The sequence below is a fragment of the Streptomyces sp. NPDC111520 genome, assembly GCF_055635295.1.
Map to the genome: position 1 here is coordinate 53,488 of NZ_JBVKBW010000012.1, position 19,365 is coordinate 72,852.

Sequence of the window (19,365 nt, forward strand, 5' to 3'; positions counted from 1 at the left end):
AGTACCTCTGGGGAATGACGGGTTCGTGGGGGAGTCGTGAAGGAACGGGCCTCATGCCGCCCACGGGGCCAACGGTCACCCTCCATACATGTACGCGCCAACTTTTCGGCGGCTGTGTGCCGCACTGCGCCATTGCAATGCCCTGGCAAAGACCGACCGGGCCGTACGGCCGCACTTCTCACGTCAGGGATTGCGCACACACATGAAGCCTTCAGCATCACCTTCTTCGCCCGGGCACTCCGCCGAACTGCGTGACGCCGTACGCCACGTGGACCGGCGCCGCTTCCTGACCGTCACCGGGGCCGCGGCGACGCTGGCGTTCGCCGTGAACATCCCGCTCGGCGGGACCGCCGCGGCGGCCGAGGCGAGTGCCGCGCAGATCACCGAGAACCCCTTCACGCTCGGCGTGGCCTCGGGCGACCCGATGCCCGGCTCCGTCCTGCTGTGGACCCGGCTCGCCCCCCGCCCCTACGAGAGCGGCAGCGGCCTGCCCCAGAAGCGCTTCAACGTGCGCTGGGAGCTCGCCCACGACGAGCGGTTCACCCGCGTCACCCGGCGTGGCAGCGTCGACGCGCACCCCGAGTACAACCACGCCGTGCACGTGGAGGTGGACGGCCTGGACGCCGACCGCGTCCTGTACTACCGCTTCCGCGTGGGCCAGTGGACCAGCTCCGTGGGCCGTACCCGCACCGCGCCCGCGAAGAACGCCCGCCTGACCGAGCTGCGCCTGGCGGCCGTGTCCTGCCAGGCGTACCACGACGGCTACTTCACCGCCTACCGTCACCTCGCCGACGAGGACCTCGACGCGGTCTTCCACCTCGGCGACTACCTCTACGAGTACGCGGTGACCGCCACCGGCGGCGCCCGCGCCTACACCGACCGCGTGCTGCCCTCGCACTTCAACCGCGAGACGCTCACACTGGAGGACTACCGGCTCCGGTACGCCCTGTACAAGTCGGACCCCGACCTGATGGCGGCCCACGCGGCGCACCCCTTCGTGGTCACCTGGGACGACCACGAGACCGAGAACAACTACGCGGACGACGTCCCCGAGAACGACGTGCCCGCCGAGGAGTTCCTCCTGCGGCGCGCCTCGGCCTACCGCGCCTACTGGGAGAACCAGCCGCTGCGCCGCCGCCAGCTCCCGCACGGCCCCGACGCCCAGCTCTACCGCCGGCTGCAGTTCGGACGGCTCGCCCAGTTCGACATCCTCGACACCCGCCAGTACCGCTCCGACCAGGCCTACGGCGACGGCTGGCAGGTGCCGGGCCCCGAGTCGCAGGACCCGGCCCGCACGATGACGGGCGCCACCCAGGAGCGCTGGCTCCTCGACGGCTGGCGCGCCTCGAAGGCGACCTGGAACGTCGTCCCCCAGCAGGTCACCTTCGCCCAGCGCAAGGACCGTTCGACGCCCGACTTCAAGGTCTCCATGGACTCCTGGGACGGCTACCCGGCGTCCCGCAAGCGCCTGCTGGACGGCTGGGAGGCCGCCGGCCGGGACAACCTGGTCGTGCTGACCGGCGACGTCCACGTCCACTACGGCTTCGACCTCAAGAAGGACTTCGACGACCCGGCGTCCAGGACCCTCGGCACCGAGATCGTCACCAGCTCGATCAGCAGCGGCAAGGACGGTTCCGACAAGCCGTCCAACTGGGCCACCTACATGCAGGCCAACCCGCACCTGAAGTTCTACAACGGCCGTCGCGGCTACGCCCTGGTGACCCTCGGCAAGGACGCGGCACGCGCCGACTTCAAGACGGTCTCCGCGGTGACCACGCCGGGCGCCCCGGTCACCACGGCCGGCTCCTTCGTCACCGAGGCCGGCAACCCGGGGCTCACGCCCGCCTGACCGCCGTTCCGCGCCGTACCGCTCGCGGTACGCGCCGGGGCCCCGGGGCCGTCCGGGGCCCCGGCGGCGTGGGCGCGCCCGCGGCGGCCGGGCGGGGCAGTACGGCCGGGGTGGTCCCTCCTCCGTCGCGGTCGCCGCCCGCCGGACGTCAACGGCTCTACCCTGGAGCGGTGTTCTCACCCCAAGGGCCCTCGCTGCGCGAACTGGCCGTGCAGGCCTTCTCCTCCGTCGAGCACGGCTACGACCTGCTGGCACCCAGGTTCGACCACACGCCGTTCCGCACCTCCGACCGCATCCTCGACGCGACCGCCGCCGCCCTCCGCCCGCTCGGCCCCTTCGCCGACGGGCTCGACGTGTGCTGCGGGACGGGAGCGGGCCTGCGGGTCCTGCGACCGCTGTGCCGGGACCGGGTCGCGGGACTGGACTTCAGCGCCGGCATGCTCGCCGAGGCGCGCCGTGCCCACCCGGACGCGGAATGGATACGTGCGGACGCGCGGACGCCGAACTTCACCGCGGAGTTCGACCTGGCCGTCAGCTTCGGGGCCTTCGGGCACTTCCTGGCCGCCGACCGCCCGGCCCTGTTCGCCGGGGTGCACCGCGCCCTGCGGCCCGGTGGGCTCTTCGCCTTCCCGGTGTTCGCGCCGGCCCGCATCTCCTCCCGGCGCTACTGGGTGCCCGCCGGGTTCGACGTGGCCATGCGGATACGGAACGCGGTCTGGCGCCCGCCGTTCGTCATGTACTACCGCACCTTCCCGCTCCGCGCGGTGCGTTCCGAGCTGACGGCGGCGGGCTTCACGGTGCGGACGGCGGCGCTGCCCGACTTCGGCCGTCGTCCGGACGGCGCCCCGTACGCGCGTCTGGTCCTGGCCCACAGGGCGTGACCGCGGGGCCGGCACCGGCACCGAACGCTTAGGCGCAGCCGACCGGTTGGGCGGCTGGGTTCTCCGCCGCCGATGCATTGCATACAGTATTCGAACGGGGTAGGGTCGGGTGCCATGCGCCAGACGAAACCCCAGAACCCGGACCTCCTGACCGGTGCGGAACCCGTGTGCGCACGGGGGTGCCGGGCATGACGACCTACGGCGACGACGAGACGATCCGGCGGATATTGACCGCCGCCGGCGACACCTGGGCCGTGGTGGGCCTGTCCGACAACCCCGAACGCGCCGCGTACCGCGTGGCCGAGAAGCTGCAGCGCCTCGGCAAGAAGGTGGTGCCCGTCCACCCCAAGGCCGAGACCGTGCACGGTGAGCAGGGCTACGCGTCCCTCGCGGAGATCCCCTTCGCAGTGGACGTGGTCGACGTGTTCGTCAACTCCGCCCTGGCCGGAGAGGTCGCCGACCGGGCCGTCGAGATCGGCGCCAAGGCGGTCTGGTTCCAGGTGGGCGTCATCGACGAGGCCGCCTACGCCAGGACGCGCGAAGCCGGCCTGCTGATGGTGATGGACCGCTCCCCGGGACGGGAGATCCCCCGGCTGGGCCTGGGCTGACCCGCCGCGGCCCCCGCCCGGCGACGGGATGCGTACGATCGCCGGCATGGCACTGCGTCCCGTCCAGGTGAACGTCAAGGCACTCGACAGCACGGCGGTCGGCCGGTTCTGGGCGGAGGCACTCGGCTGGAGCGCCCACAGCCCCGGTGTCACCACCTACGTCGGACCCGGCCGTGACCTCGTCTGGCCGGACCCGGTGGCCGTCGGCATCGACGTCGTCCCCGTCCCGGAACCCGGGGCGGCGACGAAGAACCGGCTGCACCTCGACCTCGCCACCACCTCCGCGGCACATCAGGCGGAGCTGGTCGCGCACCTGCGGGCGCTGGGCGCCACACCCGCCCACGTGGGACAGGGGGACGACGTCCCGTGGACGGTCCTCGCCGACCCCGAGGGCAACGAGTTCTGCGTGCTGGAACCCCGGGAGGCGTACCGGGACACGGGCCCGGTCGCCCGCGTCGTCGTCGACTGCGCCGATCCGCGCGCGATGGCCCGGTTCTGGGGCGAGGCGACGGACTGGACCCCGTACGAGGTGACCGGCGACCACGCGGTGTTCCGCTCCGCCGAGGGCGCCGGCCCGTACCTGGAGTTCGTCCGCACGCCCGGCGCGAAGACCGCCCCGGACCGCGTCCACCTCGACCTGCTGCCGTACCCCGGTGACGACAAGGAGGCGGAGGCGGCCCGGCTGCGAACCCTCGGCGCCACCGACCTCGACCTCGGCCAGGGCGACGTCCCGTGGACGTGCCTGACCGACCCGGAGGGCCACGAGTTCTGCGTCCTCGCCGCGTCCTGACACCGGAGCCGCACGGGGTGCCGGGACCCCTGGGTCACCCCGTCGCGCAGCGGCTGCGGAGGAGTTCCACACCCTCGCCTTCGAGTTCCTCGCAGTAGGCCGCGCGCCCCGTGGTGGCCATGATCAGCGCGAGGGTGGAGCCGGACACGAGCGGCCCGGAACCGGTCGTGAAGGGGCCGTCGTCGGCGACGAGCCTCAGGCCGCGGACGCGTCCCTTGCCGAGCACCACGAGGTCCGACCCCTGGTAGTACTCGGCCACCCGCGTGAGGACCTCGATCGGGTGCTCGTGACGGACACCCAGTGGGCGCCGGATGTCCTGCCCGTGCACGACCGTCTCGCCCAGCATGGCGACGGCGGGCAAGGGCGGCTTCGTGGTGCTGGGCACGACGCGCCGGAACCGCTCGAGGGTCTCCGCCGGGGACGCGCCCAACTGCTCCGCCAGCCGCACGGCCACCTGCTTGTCGAAGTCGAACCTGCACCGGATCACCCCCGCCATCCAGCGCACGGCGTTGAGGCTCGCGGACGCCGTGAGGTGCGCCAGCACGTCACGCACCGTCAGACCCGCGCACAACGACGGCGTCGCCCAGCGTTCGTCGGTCAGATCCACGAGGTCGGCCGCCAGCGCCGCCCGCTCCGCGTGGATCAGCGGCCAGACCTCGCTGCCGTTGCCGCGCTCTGCTGTATCGGTCATCGCGGAAGGTCTCCTGTCCCGGGGGGCTGCTCCACCTGCACGCGGCCCCTCCCGGACCGGCGTCCGGCACGAGGGCGTGCACAGGGGAAGACTCCCGCCCGGCAGCGAACTCATCGCCCCCGGCCCACGAATCCTCCGAGCCCGGCCCCGCCGCTCCCACCGGCGGAAATCCGGTGCCGGCCGGCATGCGGGTGCGGTGTTCAATGACCTCGTCAGATCCGTATCAGGGGTGGGAATGCCGAAGTCGAGAAGTTGGGTCCTGCGTGCGGTGCCGGCGGTCTGCGCGGCTGTGGTGCTGGGCGCGTTGACGGGATGCGGGAGCGCCGGCGACGACGGCGCCGCCGTGAAGCCGGCAGCCGGCAAGGGGAAGGCAGGCGGCGGCGGTTCCCGTCTGGTGAGTCAGCGTGAGGCCGAATCCTTCGCGCTTCACCGCGAGGACGTACCGGGTTACACGATCCAGACGCTGGCGGGCCGCGGTGAGGACGCCCGGGTGCCGGTGCGTCTGTTCACGGGTGACATGCCCCGGGTCGAACCGGAGCAGTGCCAGCCCGTCTACGACAACACCCAGCAGGCCAGCGCCTACCGGCAGTACGCACGTACCGACGCCCTCGTGTCGGGCCACGGGGACTACGTCGAGGTGGCCCTGGTCGCCTACGCTGCGGGCGACGCGCACAAGGCCGTGGCCGACCTGAGGGCGGCGCTCGCCCGCTGCCGGTCGTTCGCCATGCCGCTCCAGGTCATGGAGGAGCACTTCGAGCACCCCCGGCTGCTGCCGGACCCGCACCTGGGTGACGAGGCCGTCGAGTACACCATCACGCAGAAGATCGACGGGGACGAAGGCGTGACCCGTGCCCCCTTCCGCCACCTCGTCGTGCGCAAGGGTTCCGTCATCGCCTGGTTCATGGTGCACGGCTTCCCCGGCGACGCTCCCCAGCTGCCCGCGAACGTCATCGACACGCAGCTCGGGAAAGTGCGCTGACGCCAGCGGCACCGAGGCCGTCAGCGGTCGACGGCCCAGTGCCCGTCCGCGGGCCACGACCCCGTGCGGACGATGTGCTCCACCAGCCTGAGGGCCTCGTCCACGGGCACGGTGTCCTGGTCCCGGTAGGTGTCGTGCTGCCCGCCGGAGAGAACGAACCCGTCGCTCGATCCGTCGGCTCCCGGATCCACCGCGTGCTCGCCGGGATCGTCCTCGTCGCGGAGCAGCATCACCATGGCCCGCTCGGTGTTCGTCACGAAGGCCAGGGATCGTCCGGACGAACCGGTGAGCCACGTCTCGAGCTGTCCTCTGCCGACCCTCGCCCGCAGGATCTCCGGCACCGCCCCGGACGGCACGGGGGCGGCGCTGCCGTCATCGATCACCCAGGACTCACTCACATGCCCGACGATCTCACGCCCGGGGCCACCCTGGGGTGCGGCCGGACGACGTGGGGGCGGGCCCGTTCCTCGGTGCGGCGAGCGGGGTGATTGACTGCCGGGTGCAGGCAATGTCGCCGGTCAGGTCGCGACGTACTGTCGGCGCATGTCTTCGAGGTTGGGGCAGGCGGGGGCGAACGCGTGGTACGGGCCGGCGACGCAGTGGGTGCGGCGGGTGCGGTCCTACCGGCCGGACAGGCGGGGCCGGCTGGTGTTGCGGCGATGGCTGCGGGTGGTCCTGCTGCGCGTGTTCGCCGTCTGCGCGTTCGCCGGGGCGGTGGTTGTGCTGTCCACCGGCCAGGAGGAGAGATGGTTCGTCGCCGCACTGCCCTTGGCCAATGCAGCGTACTGCTGGCGCTGCTCCTTGATCCGTGTCGTGCTCCGTCCGGGCGAGATCGTCCGCTACTACGTCTTCCGCAATGTGGTCGTTCCAGCGGGCGCTGTGCGTCGTCTGCACCGCGACTCCTGGCGCGGCGGGCTGGTCCTGGAGACGCATGCGGGTGAGGAGGTCGACTTCTTCTGGTTCGACGGGTCGCTCTGGGATGTGCTGTACGACTTCTCGGCGGTGTGCGTGGACGCGATGACGGCGCATACGCGCCGGCCGGGAAGCAAGCAGAACAAGCCGTCCTCTGCCGCGCTGGTCCGCCGGTTCACCTGGACCCCGGTGGGTGATCTGCTCGCTCTGTCGGCCGTGGCATGCGTGGTCGCCGGGCTCGTCGCCCAGCCGTGAGCGGATCAGGCGGTACATGGACGGGACACGCACCGCGCGGCTGACGGCGCATGGCTCCTCCCCGCGTGCGGCGCCCGCCGCGGTTGCGGTGCTGATGCCTTCGGCTCTCGATGCCGGATCGAAGCCTGCTGAACGCCAACCCAAGCGGCCCGGGCGGGCGGCTCCCGGCTGGCCGGCGCACCGCCCTCCTAGCCCGCGCGGCGGAGCCGAAGAAATCCCGAGATTTGTCGGCGGGAGGTACATCTTTTTGCCCCTGCCGGATGTCCTAGGGGCTGGCGGCATCTTCGTGCCGTCAACCCATAGCGACATTTGGGGTATACATTTTGAAAACCGGCATAAAAATCACAACTCGTGTGGCAGCGGTGTCCATCACCGCGGGAGCGGTGGTGTCCGCAGGGGCGCTCACCGTCCCGGCCCAGGCAGCCACCCTGGCCGTGCCCACGATCGCCGCCAAGGGCGGTTACGTGATGAACAACGGGACCGGCAAGACCCTCTTCACGAAGGCCGCCGACACCCGTCGTCCCACGGGCTCCACCACCAAGATCATGACCGCCCGTGTCGTGCTCGCCCAGCCGCATCTGAATCTCGACGCCAAGGTCACGATCCAGAAGGCGTACAGCGACTACATCGTCTCCAAGGGCGCCTCCTCGGCACGCCTGATCGTCGGCGACAAGGTGACCGTCCGCCAGCTGCTGTACGGGTTGATGCTCCCGTCCGGCTGCGACGCGGCGTACGCCCTCGCCGACAAGTTCGGCACCGGCTCCACGCGGGCCGCTCGCGTCAAGTCCTTCATCGGCAAGATGAACTCGACGGCCAAGAGCCTGGGTCTGAAGAACACCCACTTCGACTCGTTCGACGGCATCAGCAACGGGTCGAACTACTCGACGCCCCGGGACCTGACCAAGCTCGCGAGCAGCGCGATGAAGTACTCCACCTTCCGCAGCGTCGTGAAGACGAAGTCGACGAAGCAGAAGGTGACCACGAAGAGCGGTGGCTACCGCACCATGTCGTGGACCAACACCAACACGCTGCTGGGCAGCTACTCGGGAACGATCGGGGTCAAGACCGGCTCCGGTTCGCTCGCCAAGTACTGCCTGGTGTTCGCCGCGACCCGGAACGGCAAGACGGTCATCGGTGCCGTTCTCGCCTCCTCCTCGGCGACCGCCCGCACCAGTGACGCCACGAAGCTGATGAACTACAGCTTCAAGAAGTAGGCGCGTCAGTCATGACGGAGGGCCTGCCCGCGACCGCACGGTCGGGGGCAGGCCCTTCGCCGTTGACCACCGCGGTTCGGCACGGGGCACCCGGGCCGCGGGCAGCCGCTACGGCCCGGTCGTCCCGTGACCCGGCTCCTCGTCAGCCTTCGGAAGCGGTCGGGAGCCAGCCCCGCTGCACGGCGCGCACGCCGGCCTCGAACCGGCTGCGTGCGTCCAGGCGGTCCATCAGCTCGGAGGCGATCCGCCGGGCCGTACGGTGCGACACCCCGAGCCGCTTGGCGATCGCCTCGTCGGTGTGGCCCTCCGCCAGGAGCCGCAGGGCGGTCGCCTGCTGTCCGGTGAGCCCGTTCGGGTGCGTGGGGACGCTCTCGCCCAGTGGCTGGGCCGCCTCCCAGGTGGTCTCGAAGAGGGCGCACAGCGCGGTGAGCGTGCCCTGGCCGGTCAGCAGGACGGCACCCGCGGCGGTGTCGTCGCTGCTCACCGGGATCATGGCGGTCAGGCGGTCCATGATGATCATCCGGGTCGGCAGGGACGGGGTCGTGCGGATGCGACCGCCCAGTCCGGCCAGCCAGGTGGCGTGCTCGACGGTCGGCCGGTGGGCGCGGACGCTGTCGAGGTAGATCGTGCGCATGCGCACACCGCGGTCGAGCAGGTCCTGGTTGAGCGGCCGCGAAGCGGCCATGTTCTCCGCGGTCTGCGGGCCGCCCGGGGCGAACGTCAGGAACTCCTCGCGTACTTCGCGGGTGAGTACGGTCAGCCGGTCGCGTATCCGGTCCAGGCCCACCAGTTGCTCGACCCCGGGATGGCTGGTGGCCGGACGGAGCTCGGCGTACTCGGAGATCAGCTGGGCCGCGGCGGCCCGCGAGGCTTCGAGGCGTTGCTGCTGCGCCGCCAGCTGGGCCTGTTGCCGGCCCATCAGTATCTCCATGCCGACGTCCGGTGAGACGGCCCGGAGGCGGCCCACGTCCCCGGCTGCGGGGCGCACCAGGGCCAGCTCGCTCAGCGTGTCGAGGGCGTCGCCCACCTCCTCCCCGGAGAGTTCCACGGTGCGGGCGAGGGCCGCGACCCCGGCGGCCGGTTCTCTGAGCATGGCGCGGTAGACCTTCTCCGCGACGGAGTCGAGTCCGAGAGCTGTCAACATCCGCTTCCCCCCTGGTTTCCTGCACACAGCATCCCCTGTCCGACGGGGATCTTCGCAGAGGGGCGGGCGATCGTCACAGAGTCAGGACGGAACCGGCCACGGCCCCAACGGTCCAGTGCACAAGGGCACTTGTGCACGGCTTCGGTTGAGACTCTGGAGCGCATGTACCTGGTCCACGCGCATCTCGAACTGCCCTCCGACGAGGCACTGCCGCAGGACGTGAGGGTGTTGGTGCGGTCGGCGATCGTCCCTGTTGACGGCGTCGAGCACGTTGCCGTGCACCCGACGTCCGCCGGCGAACTCACGCTCGGCTTCTATGTGCTGGCCGCCGGTCTCGACGCGGCGGAGGAACGGGCCCTGCGCGTCTGCCGCCGGCTACTGCGCGACGTGGCGGAGCTGGCCGCGGCGCGACTGACCGGCGTGGGGGTGCCGCTGGTGCCGCTGGCTTTCGTGCCCCAGGCGGTGGACTGAACCGGTCCGGGTGGACGCATCGGTCCAAGGCCCTTTCCGTCCATCCCTGAACCCTTCTCACGGGCCTGAGCTGCGACGAACCTATTGCTCACCGGCCGGGCCGAGCGTCACCGCGGGACGCGAGGAACCGGGCCCGGCACCGCAACCCACCTCCGGAAGGAACGGAAACAGGCATGCTTCGCAACCGAATCGCCAAGGTCGCCGCGGTCTCCTCCCTCGTCGTCACCGCGGCTCTGGCCGCCCCGCTGGTCGCACCCGGCTCCACGGCGGACGCGGTCCCTTCCTCCTCCGTCGTGGTCGCGGACGCCGGCTGGCAGGTCGCCCCGGCCGACGCCGGCTGGCAGGTCGCCCCGGCCGACGCCGGCTGGCAGGTCACCCCGGCCGACGCGGGCTGGCAGGTCGCCCCGCAGGACGCCGGCTGGCAGTAGGCCGTCCGCCGCCGGCACCGCCGACCGACACCGCCTGACCCGCCACCACGACCCCGGGGGACTCCAGAAGTGAAGAACGTCCGCACGACCATCCGCGACACCACCCGCAAGAACAGCCGGCGCATCGCGGGCCTGCTGACGGCCGGAGCCCTCGGCGCCGGACTCCTCACCGTGACCGCGCCGACCGCCGAAGCGGCCACCACCTGCTCGGGCGGGGTCAGCATCTACGGCGTGCTCGCCGACGGCCGAGTGACGTACAGCCAGATCAACCCGGCCACCGGTGACCTCGCCAAGGTCCTCGTCGGACCCGGCCTCGGTTTCGAGCCGAAGGCCATGGCGACCCTCAACTTCAACACCATCCTGGTGACGTCGGCCTCCGGCGCGCTGTACCGCGTCGACATCAAGACCAACAACACCAGCCTCGCCCTGCTGAACGCGCCGGTGAGGATCGCCGACAGCGGCTGGACCCACGACAAGCTCACCTACGACGGTCACGGCCACCTCTACGGCACCACCGCCTCCGGCCTGCTGCTGCGCTACAACGTCACCGAGGACAAGCCCGCGGGCCCGCAGCACATCGGCGTGCGCACCGAGATCGACACCGGATTCGTCCTGAAGACGCTCACCGCCACCGGCGACGACCGCCTCGGCGCCACCACCACGGACGGACGGCTGCTCGACTACTCCGTCACGGGCGCGGGCTCGTGGAAGAGCAACACCCTCAAGTCCTCCGGCTGGTCCGGCTTCAACCAGCTCGTCTCGCCCGGCGCCGGCCTGTACTTCGGCCGCCTGTCCACCGGTGCGATGTACTGGTACAAGGACGCCGACCCCACCGACGGTTCCGGCTCCGACATCTCGTACCACCTCGACGACCCGGTCAACACCGGCGGCTGGACGCAGAGCCTGCTGTCCGCCCAGCCCGGCACCTACACCTGCACCACCAGCACCCAGACGGTCGACCGCAACGACATCGCCGAGGTCAAGGCCGCGGGCCGGCAGATGATGAACACCAAGGACGCCGCCTGGGCCACCTCCGCGCAGTGGGCCTGCCTGGAGACGCTCTGGGACCACGAGAGCGGCTGGCGCTGGAACGCGACGAATCCCTCCTCCGGTGCCTACGGGATCCCGCAGGCGCTGCCCGGCACCAAGATGGACGTCGCGGGCGACGACTGGAGGGACAACCCCCTCACCCAGATCAAGTGGGGTCTCAGCTACATCGACGGCCGCTACGGCTCCCCGTGCGGCGCGTGGAGCTTCTGGCAGGCGAACAACTGGTACTGACGTCACCGGACGTGCCATGGGCGGCGCCCCCTCGAACCGAGGGGGCGCCGCCCTTTCGGCGTGGGCCGGGTGACCGTGCCGTCAGTCCCTTCGAGCGGCCGCGCTTCGGCAGATGAGCCAGTACACGAGCGCCGCAGGGGGCGAGACGCACAGCAGGATGATCAGCAGCCGGGAATCGACCACGGGGGTGTGTGCCGGGGGCTGTTCCGGCTCGTGGGGCAGGTCGTGCAAGAGGGCGTCGAGCTCCGCGCGGGTGCCCGCCTGACAGGCCGCGCCCACGCGTTCCTCGAGTTCGGGGAGGGTCAGCCGGCCGATCGCGTAGTGGTGTTGCAATTGCGCCTGGGCCCGGTCGCGTTCGGCGTCCGAAGCGCGAAGGGCAGGGCCGGTGCTGTGTTCCTCGCTGTCGTGCATGGCGGCCTCTCAGTCGGGGGTGGCGGCATCCGGGGACGGGCGGTCCTGCAGGTCGACGACCGCGACGACGACACGCGTCCACACCCCGGGGGCGTCACGGTCCCCGAAGCGGGCGGCGAGTCGCCCGATGTGGGCGCGGAGTTCCGCCAGGCCCTCGTCGGTCAGTCGCAGTGCGCCACGGTGCAGGTCGACCTCCCGGCGGGCACCGGCCTGCCGGGACCGGTGGGCGGCGTTGATGTCGGCCCGGGTGGCCTCCAGCATCGAGCCGAGGAACTCGGCCATCTCCTCCGGGCTCGCGGCGTCGCCGGGTGGTTCCGCGACCGCGGGGGTGTAGACCCGCTCGACCTTGCCGCGGGCCAGCGGGCGGTACTCGGCGATCTCGATGAGCCCGGCCCGTTCGAGCTGGTTGAGGTGGTAGTAGATCCGGTCGGCCGGCAGGCCGACGTGAACGGCGAGTTCGCGTGCGGACAGCGGTGTCTCCCACAGCGCCTCCAGGAGCCGGATGCGCAGCGGATCGGCGAGCGCCTTGTGCACACCGTGCCACCGCCGGCTCGATGCGCCGGGGTCCTGTGAGCTCATCGATCCCCCCTCCTTCACTGCACCATTCTCCACTGGTTGGACAAATTTACAACCATGCCTCGCATACGGCTGGTTGACGCTGACGACGCCGATCGGGCAGGAGGCTTCCTTCCCGGTCGAGGACGTCGCGAAGGCCCCGCCGATCCTCGGCGGGGCCTTCGCGACGTCGGGGGCGGGGCGTCAGGCGATCTTCTTGTAGCGCAGGGCGACGTAGTTCGAGGCCGGGTGGCCGCCGATGTTGCCGCTGTAGACGTTGGCGGTGGAGTAGTTCATGTCCGTGGAGGTGCTGCCCTCGGCGTAGTAGTAGAAGGTGCCCGCGTCCTGGTTCTTCCAGCCCGCGAAGAGGACGGCGTGGTCGGAGAAGTCGTTCAGGGCGTCACCGGGCCTGAGGTCGGCCTTGCTGATCTGCGTGCTGACGTTGGGGAGGGTCTCGGTCGTCAGCGAGCTGGTGAGGTGCCAGGTCATGGAGACGAAGCCGGAGCAGTCGGTGCGGTACGTGTGGTCGCCGTCGACGTCGGTGGCGTAGGCGCTCTGGCTGTACTGGATGTTGCGGTTGTACCAGTCCTTGGCCCGGGCGATGACCTCGTTGCGGTAGATGGTGCCGCCCTGCACGGACTTCGGCGGGGCCGGCGCCACGTAGGCGCAGTTGTTGGCGTAGGCCGACAGCAGGCTCTGGGTCCAGCCGGACGCGTCCACCGGGTCGTCGGAGTGGTAGGCGATGTCGCTGCCGTCACCGTCGGTGGGGTCCACGTCGTGGTACCAGTACATGCCGCCGTTGGTCCGGCCGTAGTAGAGGCCGCCGCCGGGGGAGGAGAGCGAGTCCACGGCCGACCAGCCGCTCGACTTCAGGACGGAGCTGTCCCAGTCGTTCACGCCGTTGATCTTGTAGCTGAGCAGTCGCCCGTCCGCGGTCGAGGCGACGATCCGGTCGTCGCCCGCGGCGGCGAGCGTCTTGAGGACGAAGCCGGTGTCGATCACGACGTGCTGGCCTATGTGGGCCGACCCCGAGGGCTTGGCCTGCGACACCAGGTACTGGTGGAGCTGGCCGTCGACGGTCCCGTAGAGGTGACCGGCGCCGTCGTAGACCAGCTTGTCGAAGGTCCAGCCGCCGTCCCAGATCTTGACGACGGCCGCGAGCGTGAGGGACGTGTTGTTCGTCTGCACGTCGACCCGGTAGAGGTCGCCGGCGGTCGAGGTGACCAGGACCGTGTTGAAGTTGAGGGCCGCCATCGTCTTGGGCGTGAAGCCGAGGTTCGGGCCGATGAGCGTCTTGACGCGGTCGCCGGTGTTCGGCTCGATCTGCGTGTACGTCAGACGGCCGTCGGACAGCGTGCCGTACATCGACACGTCACCGGTGCACGACGCGGCGGCGGCCGCGGTTCCGGCGGTGGTGGCGACCAGGCCGAAGGACATCGCGCTGACGGCGACCACGGCGGCGGCGGTACGGCGGACGGCATGGCTCAGCTTCATGACTTCTCCTGCGGTGGGTGGTTCGGGCGGTGACGGCACACCCCTGGCCCGGACAGCTGCCCTGCAGGTGCAGCTGTGAGGGATGTCGGGGGTGTGACGCCCGGTGGCAGGAACCACTCTCGTCGCAGGTCACGCGGGTGGGAAGAGAAGCCGGATGGACGCAAGGGTCCTTGGCCTGTTGCGTCCTGACGACCCATTCGGCCGTCCGAAGCGCCGCACCGTGCGCTCGGCCGTGGCCGGGGTACGACGACACGACGCCGTGGCGCGGGAGTCGCGCCACGGCGTCGTGCGGCTGTCGTGGTGTGGCCGCACCCGGGCGGGGAGACCCGGGTGCGGCCGGTGGGGCATCAGCAGGTGGCGTTCAGACCCGCCCAGTTCGCGCGGTCGTTGTAGCCGCCGTCGCCGGCGTCGCCGACCACGAGGTCGAGCACCCGGACGCCGGTCAGGTCGACGTCGGCCTCGCGGACGTCGTCGCGGTTCAGCACACCGCTGTCGAACAGTACCTTGCCGTCACCGATCACCTGGAAGGTCGAGGTGCCGCCTTCCGGGCCGACGTTGCGCACCGCGTCGTCGATGCCGACGGTCGTGGTGAGCCGGCTGCACTGGTCGCCGAGGTAGTAGCGGATGGTGGAGGGCGAGGCGACCCCGACGCCGGTCGGGTAGACCTTGCTGAGCATGCTGATCGGGGACCAGCCGCCGACGCTCAGGTCGACCGTGGGGCTCATCCAGCCGCTGGTGGCGCTGATCCACTGGTGGTGCGAGAGGGCGACGTCACCGTGCGGAGCCGCCGGTGCGACGACCAGCGCGGTGGACGTGTCCTGCTGCTGCCGTCCCTTGCCGACCACCTGGTACGACGTCGCGGCGGTCAGCGTGGCGCTGCCCGGCGCTGCCGTCTCCGGCAGGGTGACCGTGAAGGCGAGGGTCGCGGAGTGGTTGGTGGCCAGCAGCAACGGCGCCTTGCCGACCGAACGGGCCGTCCACCCGGTGGGCACGGTCAGCTCGACACGCGGCGTCAGGACCGGCTGCGTGCCGTCGTTGCGGACGGTGACCTCGACCCGGGCCTGATCCCCACCGGCGACCAGGGGAGCGCTTCCGGCCGGCACCGCGTCCGAACCGACCTGCGTGACCTGCGGCAGACCGGCGACGACGTGCGGAAGGCCGAGCTTGCCGGTGGCCCGGCCGACCCGGATCAGGGCCGCGCCGTGGGCCGGGACGGCGGCACTGATGGTGCCGGCGCTCTCGGTGACCTGGTTCGTCCAGGCGTTCTTCAAGGTGAACCGGTTGCCGGACAGCCCGACCGACGACGCCTTCGTGGTGAGGGTCGCCGGGCTGTCGCCCCGGTTCAGCAGGACCACGGCGCGGTCACCGTCGGCCAGCCGCTTCACCCAGGTCTCCGTGGTGCCGGCGGGGCCGACACGCACGGCCTGGACAACGGCGGGGTCCTGGTTGATCGCGAGTACGTCGGGGTCGGAGAGAGTGCTGATCGAGGTCTTGCCCAGCTTGGTGACGTCGCTGCCGATGATCAGCGGGGCGGCGGCCACCGACCAGAGCGTCATCTGGGTCCGGAACTCCTCGTCGGACATCCCGTGTTCGGGACCGAGGTAGTCAGGGTCGTTGAAGTGCCCGGGGCCCGCGGCCTCGGGGTGCCGCGCGTTCGCGTCGTAGTTGCGCAGCACGTCCTTGAACTTGATCTCGTCGACGAAGCCCACGTCGGTGTACGTCCGCCAGGACTGCGCGATCTTCGGCGCGTAGGACCAGGAGTACGTCGACTGCTGCTCCTCCGGGTAGTTGCCCCAGTCCGGGGAGGTCACCGGGTTGCAGAGGTTGAAGATCATGGGGCGCTTGGCGGCGTTGTTCCGCAGCGCCTGCGCGAACTCGGTGTAGACGGTCTTCGGGTCGAGGTCCGCCGCGATCCCGCAGAGGTAGTCCACCTTGACCGCGTCGAACTTCCACGCCGCGAACTGGTCGGCGTCACGCTGGTAGTGACCCCCGCTGCCCAGCCCGCACTTGCCTGGGATGTACGGGCCGGCGTCGGTGTAGATGCCGGCCTTCAGGCCCTTGGAGTGGATGTAGTCGACGAGCGGCTGCAGGCCGTCCGGGAACTGGGCGGGGTTGGGCGTCAGGTCGCCGGCCGCGCTGCGCGGGGTGGGCGCCGCCCAGTTGCCGTCGATCCACACGTACTCGTAGCCGGCGTCGCGCAGGCCACTGCTGACCAGGAAGTCGGCCGTCGACCTGATCTCGGCGTCGGTCGGGTCGCCACCGAACGCGTAGTAGGTGTTCCAGCCCATGTACGGAGTCGGGCTCAGCACCTCGGCGGCTGCCGGTGCCTTCACGCCGGCGGTGGCGGTCGCCGGGGCCGCCTGGGCGGGTGCCTGGACGGCCAGTAGGCCGGTCGCGAGGGCGAGGAGAGCGGTGAGACGTCTTTTCACATCGGATCCTTCGCTGTCCGATCGCGCAGGCACGCGGACCCGTCCCGGTCGTGGGTCCGGTGCCGCCCCCGGGGGAGGGGCGGCGGGCGGTTCCAGGACGGGTCCGTGGCCGGATGCCTGCGATCTTGTTGGCAGGATCCTGGAGCGGTTGAGGGCTGGTGTCAATAATAATTCCTAAATTAAGAGTTACTCCTCGGGTTGGGCGGGCTGCCGCGATGCCGTCTGTCACGAACCGCGCGCTTTGGCACCCGACATGACACATGAGCAGCTACGCGGGATCCGTCCCGCGTCCGAGCAGCCTCCACGGAGCAGACACCGGCCCTGAGCGCCGCGTGAACGAAAGCCCCGCGCGGGCGGCCTGCGGCCCGGCGCCCGACGGGCGACATGACACCGCCGCCGGACGGGCGTCAACGCCCGTCCGGCGGCGGTGTCGCCGGCCTGCGGTCCTACCCGCGGATGCTGCCGATGAACTCGGGTGCCGCGATGTTGCCGGCACGTCGCACGACGACGAGGATCTTCCGGCCGTGCTTCCGGTCGATCACCGCGTCGTCGGTCTTCGTCGCGGTCGCCCCGGGTGCGAGACTGCCCGCGAGAGGCGCGGCCCCGTTGCGGAACGTGCCGGATGTGGCGATGGCCGCCTCTTCGTTGGCGCTCATGACGAGTGTGGAGACCTCGCCCAGGTCAGCTGGCGTGTCGCCGCCGTTGGTGAACCGCAGCTTCGCCCGGAACTGATGGCTCCTCGGATCGGCCGGACCCTCTTCGTCCGTGAAGTCGGTGAAGATCCGCGCCTCGGTCACCGTGACCTTCAGGCCGTCCGCCCAGGTGTACGTCGTTCCGAAGGTGATGTCCTCGGCCGGATCCACCGCGTCGATCCGGCTCGCGCCAGGTGTCGGCCCGGCCCCGACGTCATCGCCGTTGCCGCAGGCGGTGAGTGTGAGCGCGGCGGCAAGCAGGACACCACCGATGATGTGCGTACGCATGTCGGCCCCCCGTAGGTCGTGCATCCGACCATATGGGGCCGGATCGCGCTCCGATACCCACGGTGACAAGGCTGCGACGCCCCGGTGACGAAGGCGGCGCAAGCCGCCTTGCGCCCCCGAGAGTGTCGGTACGCGCGGCTACGGTCGGGGTGTGACTGATCTCGAGGTCGTGGCGCGTGCGCGCGTCGACGGCGGATGCCTTGTCGAGCGCTTGGTGAGCCACCCGCGCCTGCCACTGGTGGCCGGCCTGGACGGGGAGCGTCCGGCGGTCCACGTATGGAGCTGCGAAGGGGGCCGATTGCGCGAAGTCGGCTCTGTCGTCGCCGAGTCCGAGCGCTACGGGGACACCCGAGGCTGGGACCGCATCAAGCGGACGCCCGCACTGGCCTGGCATCAGGACGAGCCGCGGCTCGTGGTGGCGGGCAGGGAGTGCGGCGTGGTGGAGTGGACGCCTGCCGGGCTTTCCCCGGTGAACGGCGTTCCCCCGTCGGCCGCCTACCGCAGGGTGGCATTCAGCCCGGACGGCGGCACTCTGTGGGCTGCGCCGTCGTCAAGCGGCGCGGACGACGTCTGGGAGAGCTCGGACGTCGTCGACCTGGCATCGGGGACCGTCGGCTCGGGCCCGCGATGGGACACCGGTGTGGAACACCACCCGGGCGGCTCACTGGTGGCCACGCTGGCCAGCGACCAAGGCGCGACGTACGTCCTGTTCGCACGGGTCGATCCCGAGGCCGGGTCCGGTGCCATGCGTCTGCTGCGGCGGGCCATGATCCTGGACGTCGACGGTTACGGGGCACCGCTGTTCAGCGTGGACGGCCGGCATTTCGCGATCCGCGGCAACGCCTACGGGAACACGCTCGAGGTGTTCGCGTTCCCCTCGCTGCGGCGCGTCCTCGCGACGACCCTCGGCGAGCCGCGCCCCGATCATCCCTGTCCGCAGGAATGGCTCGATCAGATGCGCGCCTGGTCGCGGCAGAACATCGCGTTCGCAGCCCGGCCCGGCGTGCTCTGGGTCGGGACCCCCACCGGGGCCCTGGTCGAGGTCGACGTCGAGACCCTGAGCGCGGTCGAGCACGACGACGTGGCCGGATCACCGGTGTCCGCGCTCGCCGCCACGGCGGCGGGAGAACTCGTCCTGGCGCGGGCCGACGGCGAACTCGTCCTCCTGTCCGTGCGGTCCGGCCCCGGGAACACCCGCGCCGCACACGACACTGCTGCGTCGGCCGTCGCGGAGTTCCTCGAGGCCACCTGCGACGTTCCCGACGGCGGCGACCTGGACGAGCACCTCGTCCTCACCGACGGAGACCGGACCTGGAACGCGGACGACCTGGCCGCGGTGGACACCGCCTCGGCACAGGATCCCACATGGCTCCGTCTCCGAGCGGCCATCAACCAAGCGGAAGGTGAGCAGGCACGAGGCTCGTACGACGGTGCCGGCTGACCGACCCCGGTCCGTCGTGATCGTGGATGCGATAGAAATGTGCTCCTGCGTCGGGACGCAGACCACGCACGCAGCCTCATCGGCACGGATCGGCACCCTACTTCGCCCCACGGGAGTCAACATGAGCAAGCGCCCCGGCCGGCCTGCGCGACGGCGACGGCTGTTCGTGGTGGCCGGCATCGCGGCCGCACTGTGCGCCGGCATCACCACGGCAGCCGTCGTGACGTCCGGAGCGCGGGCAGTGGACGGGAACAGGACCATGTGCGCTCACACGTTGACCGCCGGGGCAGACCTCAGCGAACCGCCCGTGGAGGTCACGAAGGACTTCGACGTACAGGACGCCACACGTACCTGCGCGGCCACCTGGCTGCAGATGTGGCAGGGCACGCCGCAGCCGGACCGGTTCGCGGCGTGCTACCTGCCGAACGCGCAGACCGATCGCGGTGTGTCCTCCGGTTCCGGCGCGCCCGTCGTCTATCCGGCGGACGGCTTCCCGACGGACGAGGCGGCCTGCGCGTCCATCGGCTCGAAACCCGTCGTGGGTGACTGAGG

At 70.9% G+C, this 19,365-nt stretch carries 20 protein-coding genes; 12 read left to right on the plus strand and 8 right to left on the minus strand.

All coding sequences use genetic code 11. From position 1 onward, the window contains the following. Positions 1-202 precede the first annotated feature (202 nt). From ACZ7MY_RS27215 to ACZ7MY_RS27230, 4 genes are all read left to right on the plus strand, one after another. Positions 203-1,849, plus strand: a complete 1,647-nt coding sequence (locus tag ACZ7MY_RS27215; protein WP_499605682.1) for an alkaline phosphatase D family protein — start codon at positions 203-205, stop codon at positions 1,847-1,849. Positions 1,850-2,019: 170 nt separating this feature from the next. Next, on the plus strand, positions 2,020-2,730 hold the full coding sequence (locus ACZ7MY_RS27220) for a class I SAM-dependent DNA methyltransferase (RefSeq protein ID WP_499605684.1): 711 nt from the start codon (positions 2,020-2,022) through the stop codon (positions 2,728-2,730). 188 nt (positions 2,731-2,918) lie between these two features. After that, positions 2,919-3,338 (plus strand): CoA-binding protein, encoded by a 420-nt coding sequence (locus ACZ7MY_RS27225; RefSeq protein ID WP_499605686.1) that lies wholly within the window; start codon positions 2,919-2,921, stop codon positions 3,336-3,338. 46 nt (positions 3,339-3,384) lie between these two features. Beyond that, entirely contained in the window at positions 3,385-4,128 is a 744-nt protein-coding gene (locus tag ACZ7MY_RS27230; RefSeq protein WP_499605687.1) for a VOC family protein, read from the plus strand. A 34-nt stretch (positions 4,129-4,162) separates the two neighbouring features. Here ACZ7MY_RS27230 and ACZ7MY_RS27235 read toward each other — a convergent pair whose 3' ends face one another. Continuing rightward, positions 4,163-4,819 carry a maleylpyruvate isomerase family mycothiol-dependent enzyme gene (locus ACZ7MY_RS27235; protein WP_499605689.1) on the minus strand — a complete coding sequence of 219 codons (657 nt, stop codon included), beginning with the start codon at positions 4,817-4,819 and terminating at the stop codon, positions 4,163-4,165. Between the two features lie 235 nt (positions 4,820-5,054). On the opposite strand from ACZ7MY_RS27235, the gene ACZ7MY_RS27240 reads away from it, so the two are divergent. Next, positions 5,055-5,798 carry a sensor domain-containing protein gene (locus ACZ7MY_RS27240; RefSeq protein WP_499605690.1) on the plus strand — a complete coding sequence of 248 codons (744 nt, stop codon included), beginning with the start codon at positions 5,055-5,057 and terminating at the stop codon, positions 5,796-5,798. A 20-nt stretch (positions 5,799-5,818) separates the two neighbouring features. Here the strand turns inward: ACZ7MY_RS27240 and ACZ7MY_RS27245 are convergent, their stop codons facing one another. Beyond that, entirely contained in the window at positions 5,819-6,196 is a 378-nt protein-coding gene (locus ACZ7MY_RS27245) for a hypothetical protein (protein ID WP_499605692.1), read from the minus strand. A gap of 145 nt (positions 6,197-6,341) precedes the next feature. On the opposite strand from ACZ7MY_RS27245, the gene ACZ7MY_RS27250 reads away from it, so the two are divergent. Both ACZ7MY_RS27250 and ACZ7MY_RS27255 read left to right on the plus strand, forming a co-directional pair. Continuing rightward, the gene (locus ACZ7MY_RS27250) at positions 6,342-6,965 is read left to right on the plus strand and encodes a hypothetical protein (RefSeq protein WP_499605694.1); all 624 of its coding nucleotides are present in this window, start codon (positions 6,342-6,344) and stop codon (positions 6,963-6,965) included. Between the two features lie 362 nt (positions 6,966-7,327). Beyond that, the gene (locus ACZ7MY_RS27255) at positions 7,328-8,179 is read left to right on the plus strand and encodes a D-alanyl-D-alanine carboxypeptidase family protein (protein ID WP_499606021.1); all 852 of its coding nucleotides are present in this window, start codon (positions 7,328-7,330) and stop codon (positions 8,177-8,179) included. A 142-nt stretch (positions 8,180-8,321) separates the two neighbouring features. Here ACZ7MY_RS27255 and ACZ7MY_RS27260 read toward each other — a convergent pair whose 3' ends face one another. Then, positions 8,322-9,323, minus strand: a complete 1,002-nt coding sequence (locus tag ACZ7MY_RS27260) for a helix-turn-helix domain-containing protein (RefSeq protein ID WP_499605695.1) — start codon at positions 9,321-9,323, stop codon at positions 8,322-8,324. 162 nt (positions 9,324-9,485) lie between these two features. Between ACZ7MY_RS27260 and ACZ7MY_RS27265 the strand changes: the two genes are divergently transcribed. From ACZ7MY_RS27265 to ACZ7MY_RS27275, 3 genes are all read left to right on the plus strand, one after another. Next, positions 9,486-9,794, plus strand: coding sequence for a hypothetical protein (locus tag ACZ7MY_RS27265; RefSeq protein ID WP_499605697.1), 309 nt, complete (start codon positions 9,486-9,488; stop codon positions 9,792-9,794). A gap of 173 nt (positions 9,795-9,967) precedes the next feature. Next, positions 9,968-10,222 (plus strand): hypothetical protein, encoded by a 255-nt coding sequence (locus ACZ7MY_RS27270; protein ID WP_499605699.1) that lies wholly within the window; start codon positions 9,968-9,970, stop codon positions 10,220-10,222. 69 nt (positions 10,223-10,291) lie between these two features. Then, on the plus strand, positions 10,292-11,503 hold the full coding sequence (locus ACZ7MY_RS27275) for an aggregation-promoting factor C-terminal-like domain-containing protein (RefSeq protein WP_499605701.1): 1,212 nt from the start codon (positions 10,292-10,294) through the stop codon (positions 11,501-11,503). Positions 11,504-11,584: 81 nt separating this feature from the next. Here ACZ7MY_RS27275 and ACZ7MY_RS27280 read toward each other — a convergent pair whose 3' ends face one another. From ACZ7MY_RS27280 to ACZ7MY_RS27300, 5 genes are all read right to left on the minus strand, one after another. Further along, positions 11,585-11,914 carry a DUF1707 SHOCT-like domain-containing protein gene (locus tag ACZ7MY_RS27280; protein WP_499605702.1) on the minus strand — a complete coding sequence of 110 codons (330 nt, stop codon included), beginning with the start codon at positions 11,912-11,914 and terminating at the stop codon, positions 11,585-11,587. A 9-nt stretch (positions 11,915-11,923) separates the two neighbouring features. Then, positions 11,924-12,493, minus strand: a complete 570-nt coding sequence (locus ACZ7MY_RS27285; RefSeq protein ID WP_499605703.1) for a helix-turn-helix domain-containing protein — start codon at positions 12,491-12,493, stop codon at positions 11,924-11,926. 180 nt (positions 12,494-12,673) lie between these two features. Beyond that, complete coding sequence (locus ACZ7MY_RS27290) at positions 12,674-13,963, minus strand: tachylectin-related carbohydrate-binding protein (RefSeq protein ID WP_499605705.1); 1,290 nt, start codon at positions 13,961-13,963, stop codon at positions 12,674-12,676. 347 nt (positions 13,964-14,310) lie between these two features. Beyond that, positions 14,311-16,392: an NPCBM/NEW2 domain-containing protein gene (locus ACZ7MY_RS27295; protein ID WP_499605707.1), complete on the minus strand. Its 2,082-nt coding sequence runs from the start codon at positions 16,390-16,392 to the stop codon at positions 14,311-14,313. Between the two features lie 446 nt (positions 16,393-16,838). Continuing rightward, positions 16,839-17,372, minus strand: a complete 534-nt coding sequence (locus ACZ7MY_RS27300) for a hypothetical protein (protein WP_499605708.1) — start codon at positions 17,370-17,372, stop codon at positions 16,839-16,841. 151 nt (positions 17,373-17,523) lie between these two features. On the opposite strand from ACZ7MY_RS27300, the gene ACZ7MY_RS27305 reads away from it, so the two are divergent. Together ACZ7MY_RS27305 and ACZ7MY_RS27310 are read left to right on the plus strand one after the other, a co-directional pair. Next, positions 17,524-18,813, plus strand: a complete 1,290-nt coding sequence (locus tag ACZ7MY_RS27305) for a hypothetical protein (protein WP_499605710.1) — start codon at positions 17,524-17,526, stop codon at positions 18,811-18,813. 121 nt (positions 18,814-18,934) lie between these two features. Continuing rightward, positions 18,935-19,363 (plus strand): hypothetical protein, encoded by a 429-nt coding sequence (locus tag ACZ7MY_RS27310; protein WP_499605712.1) that lies wholly within the window; start codon positions 18,935-18,937, stop codon positions 19,361-19,363. Positions 19,364-19,365 lie beyond the last annotated feature (2 nt).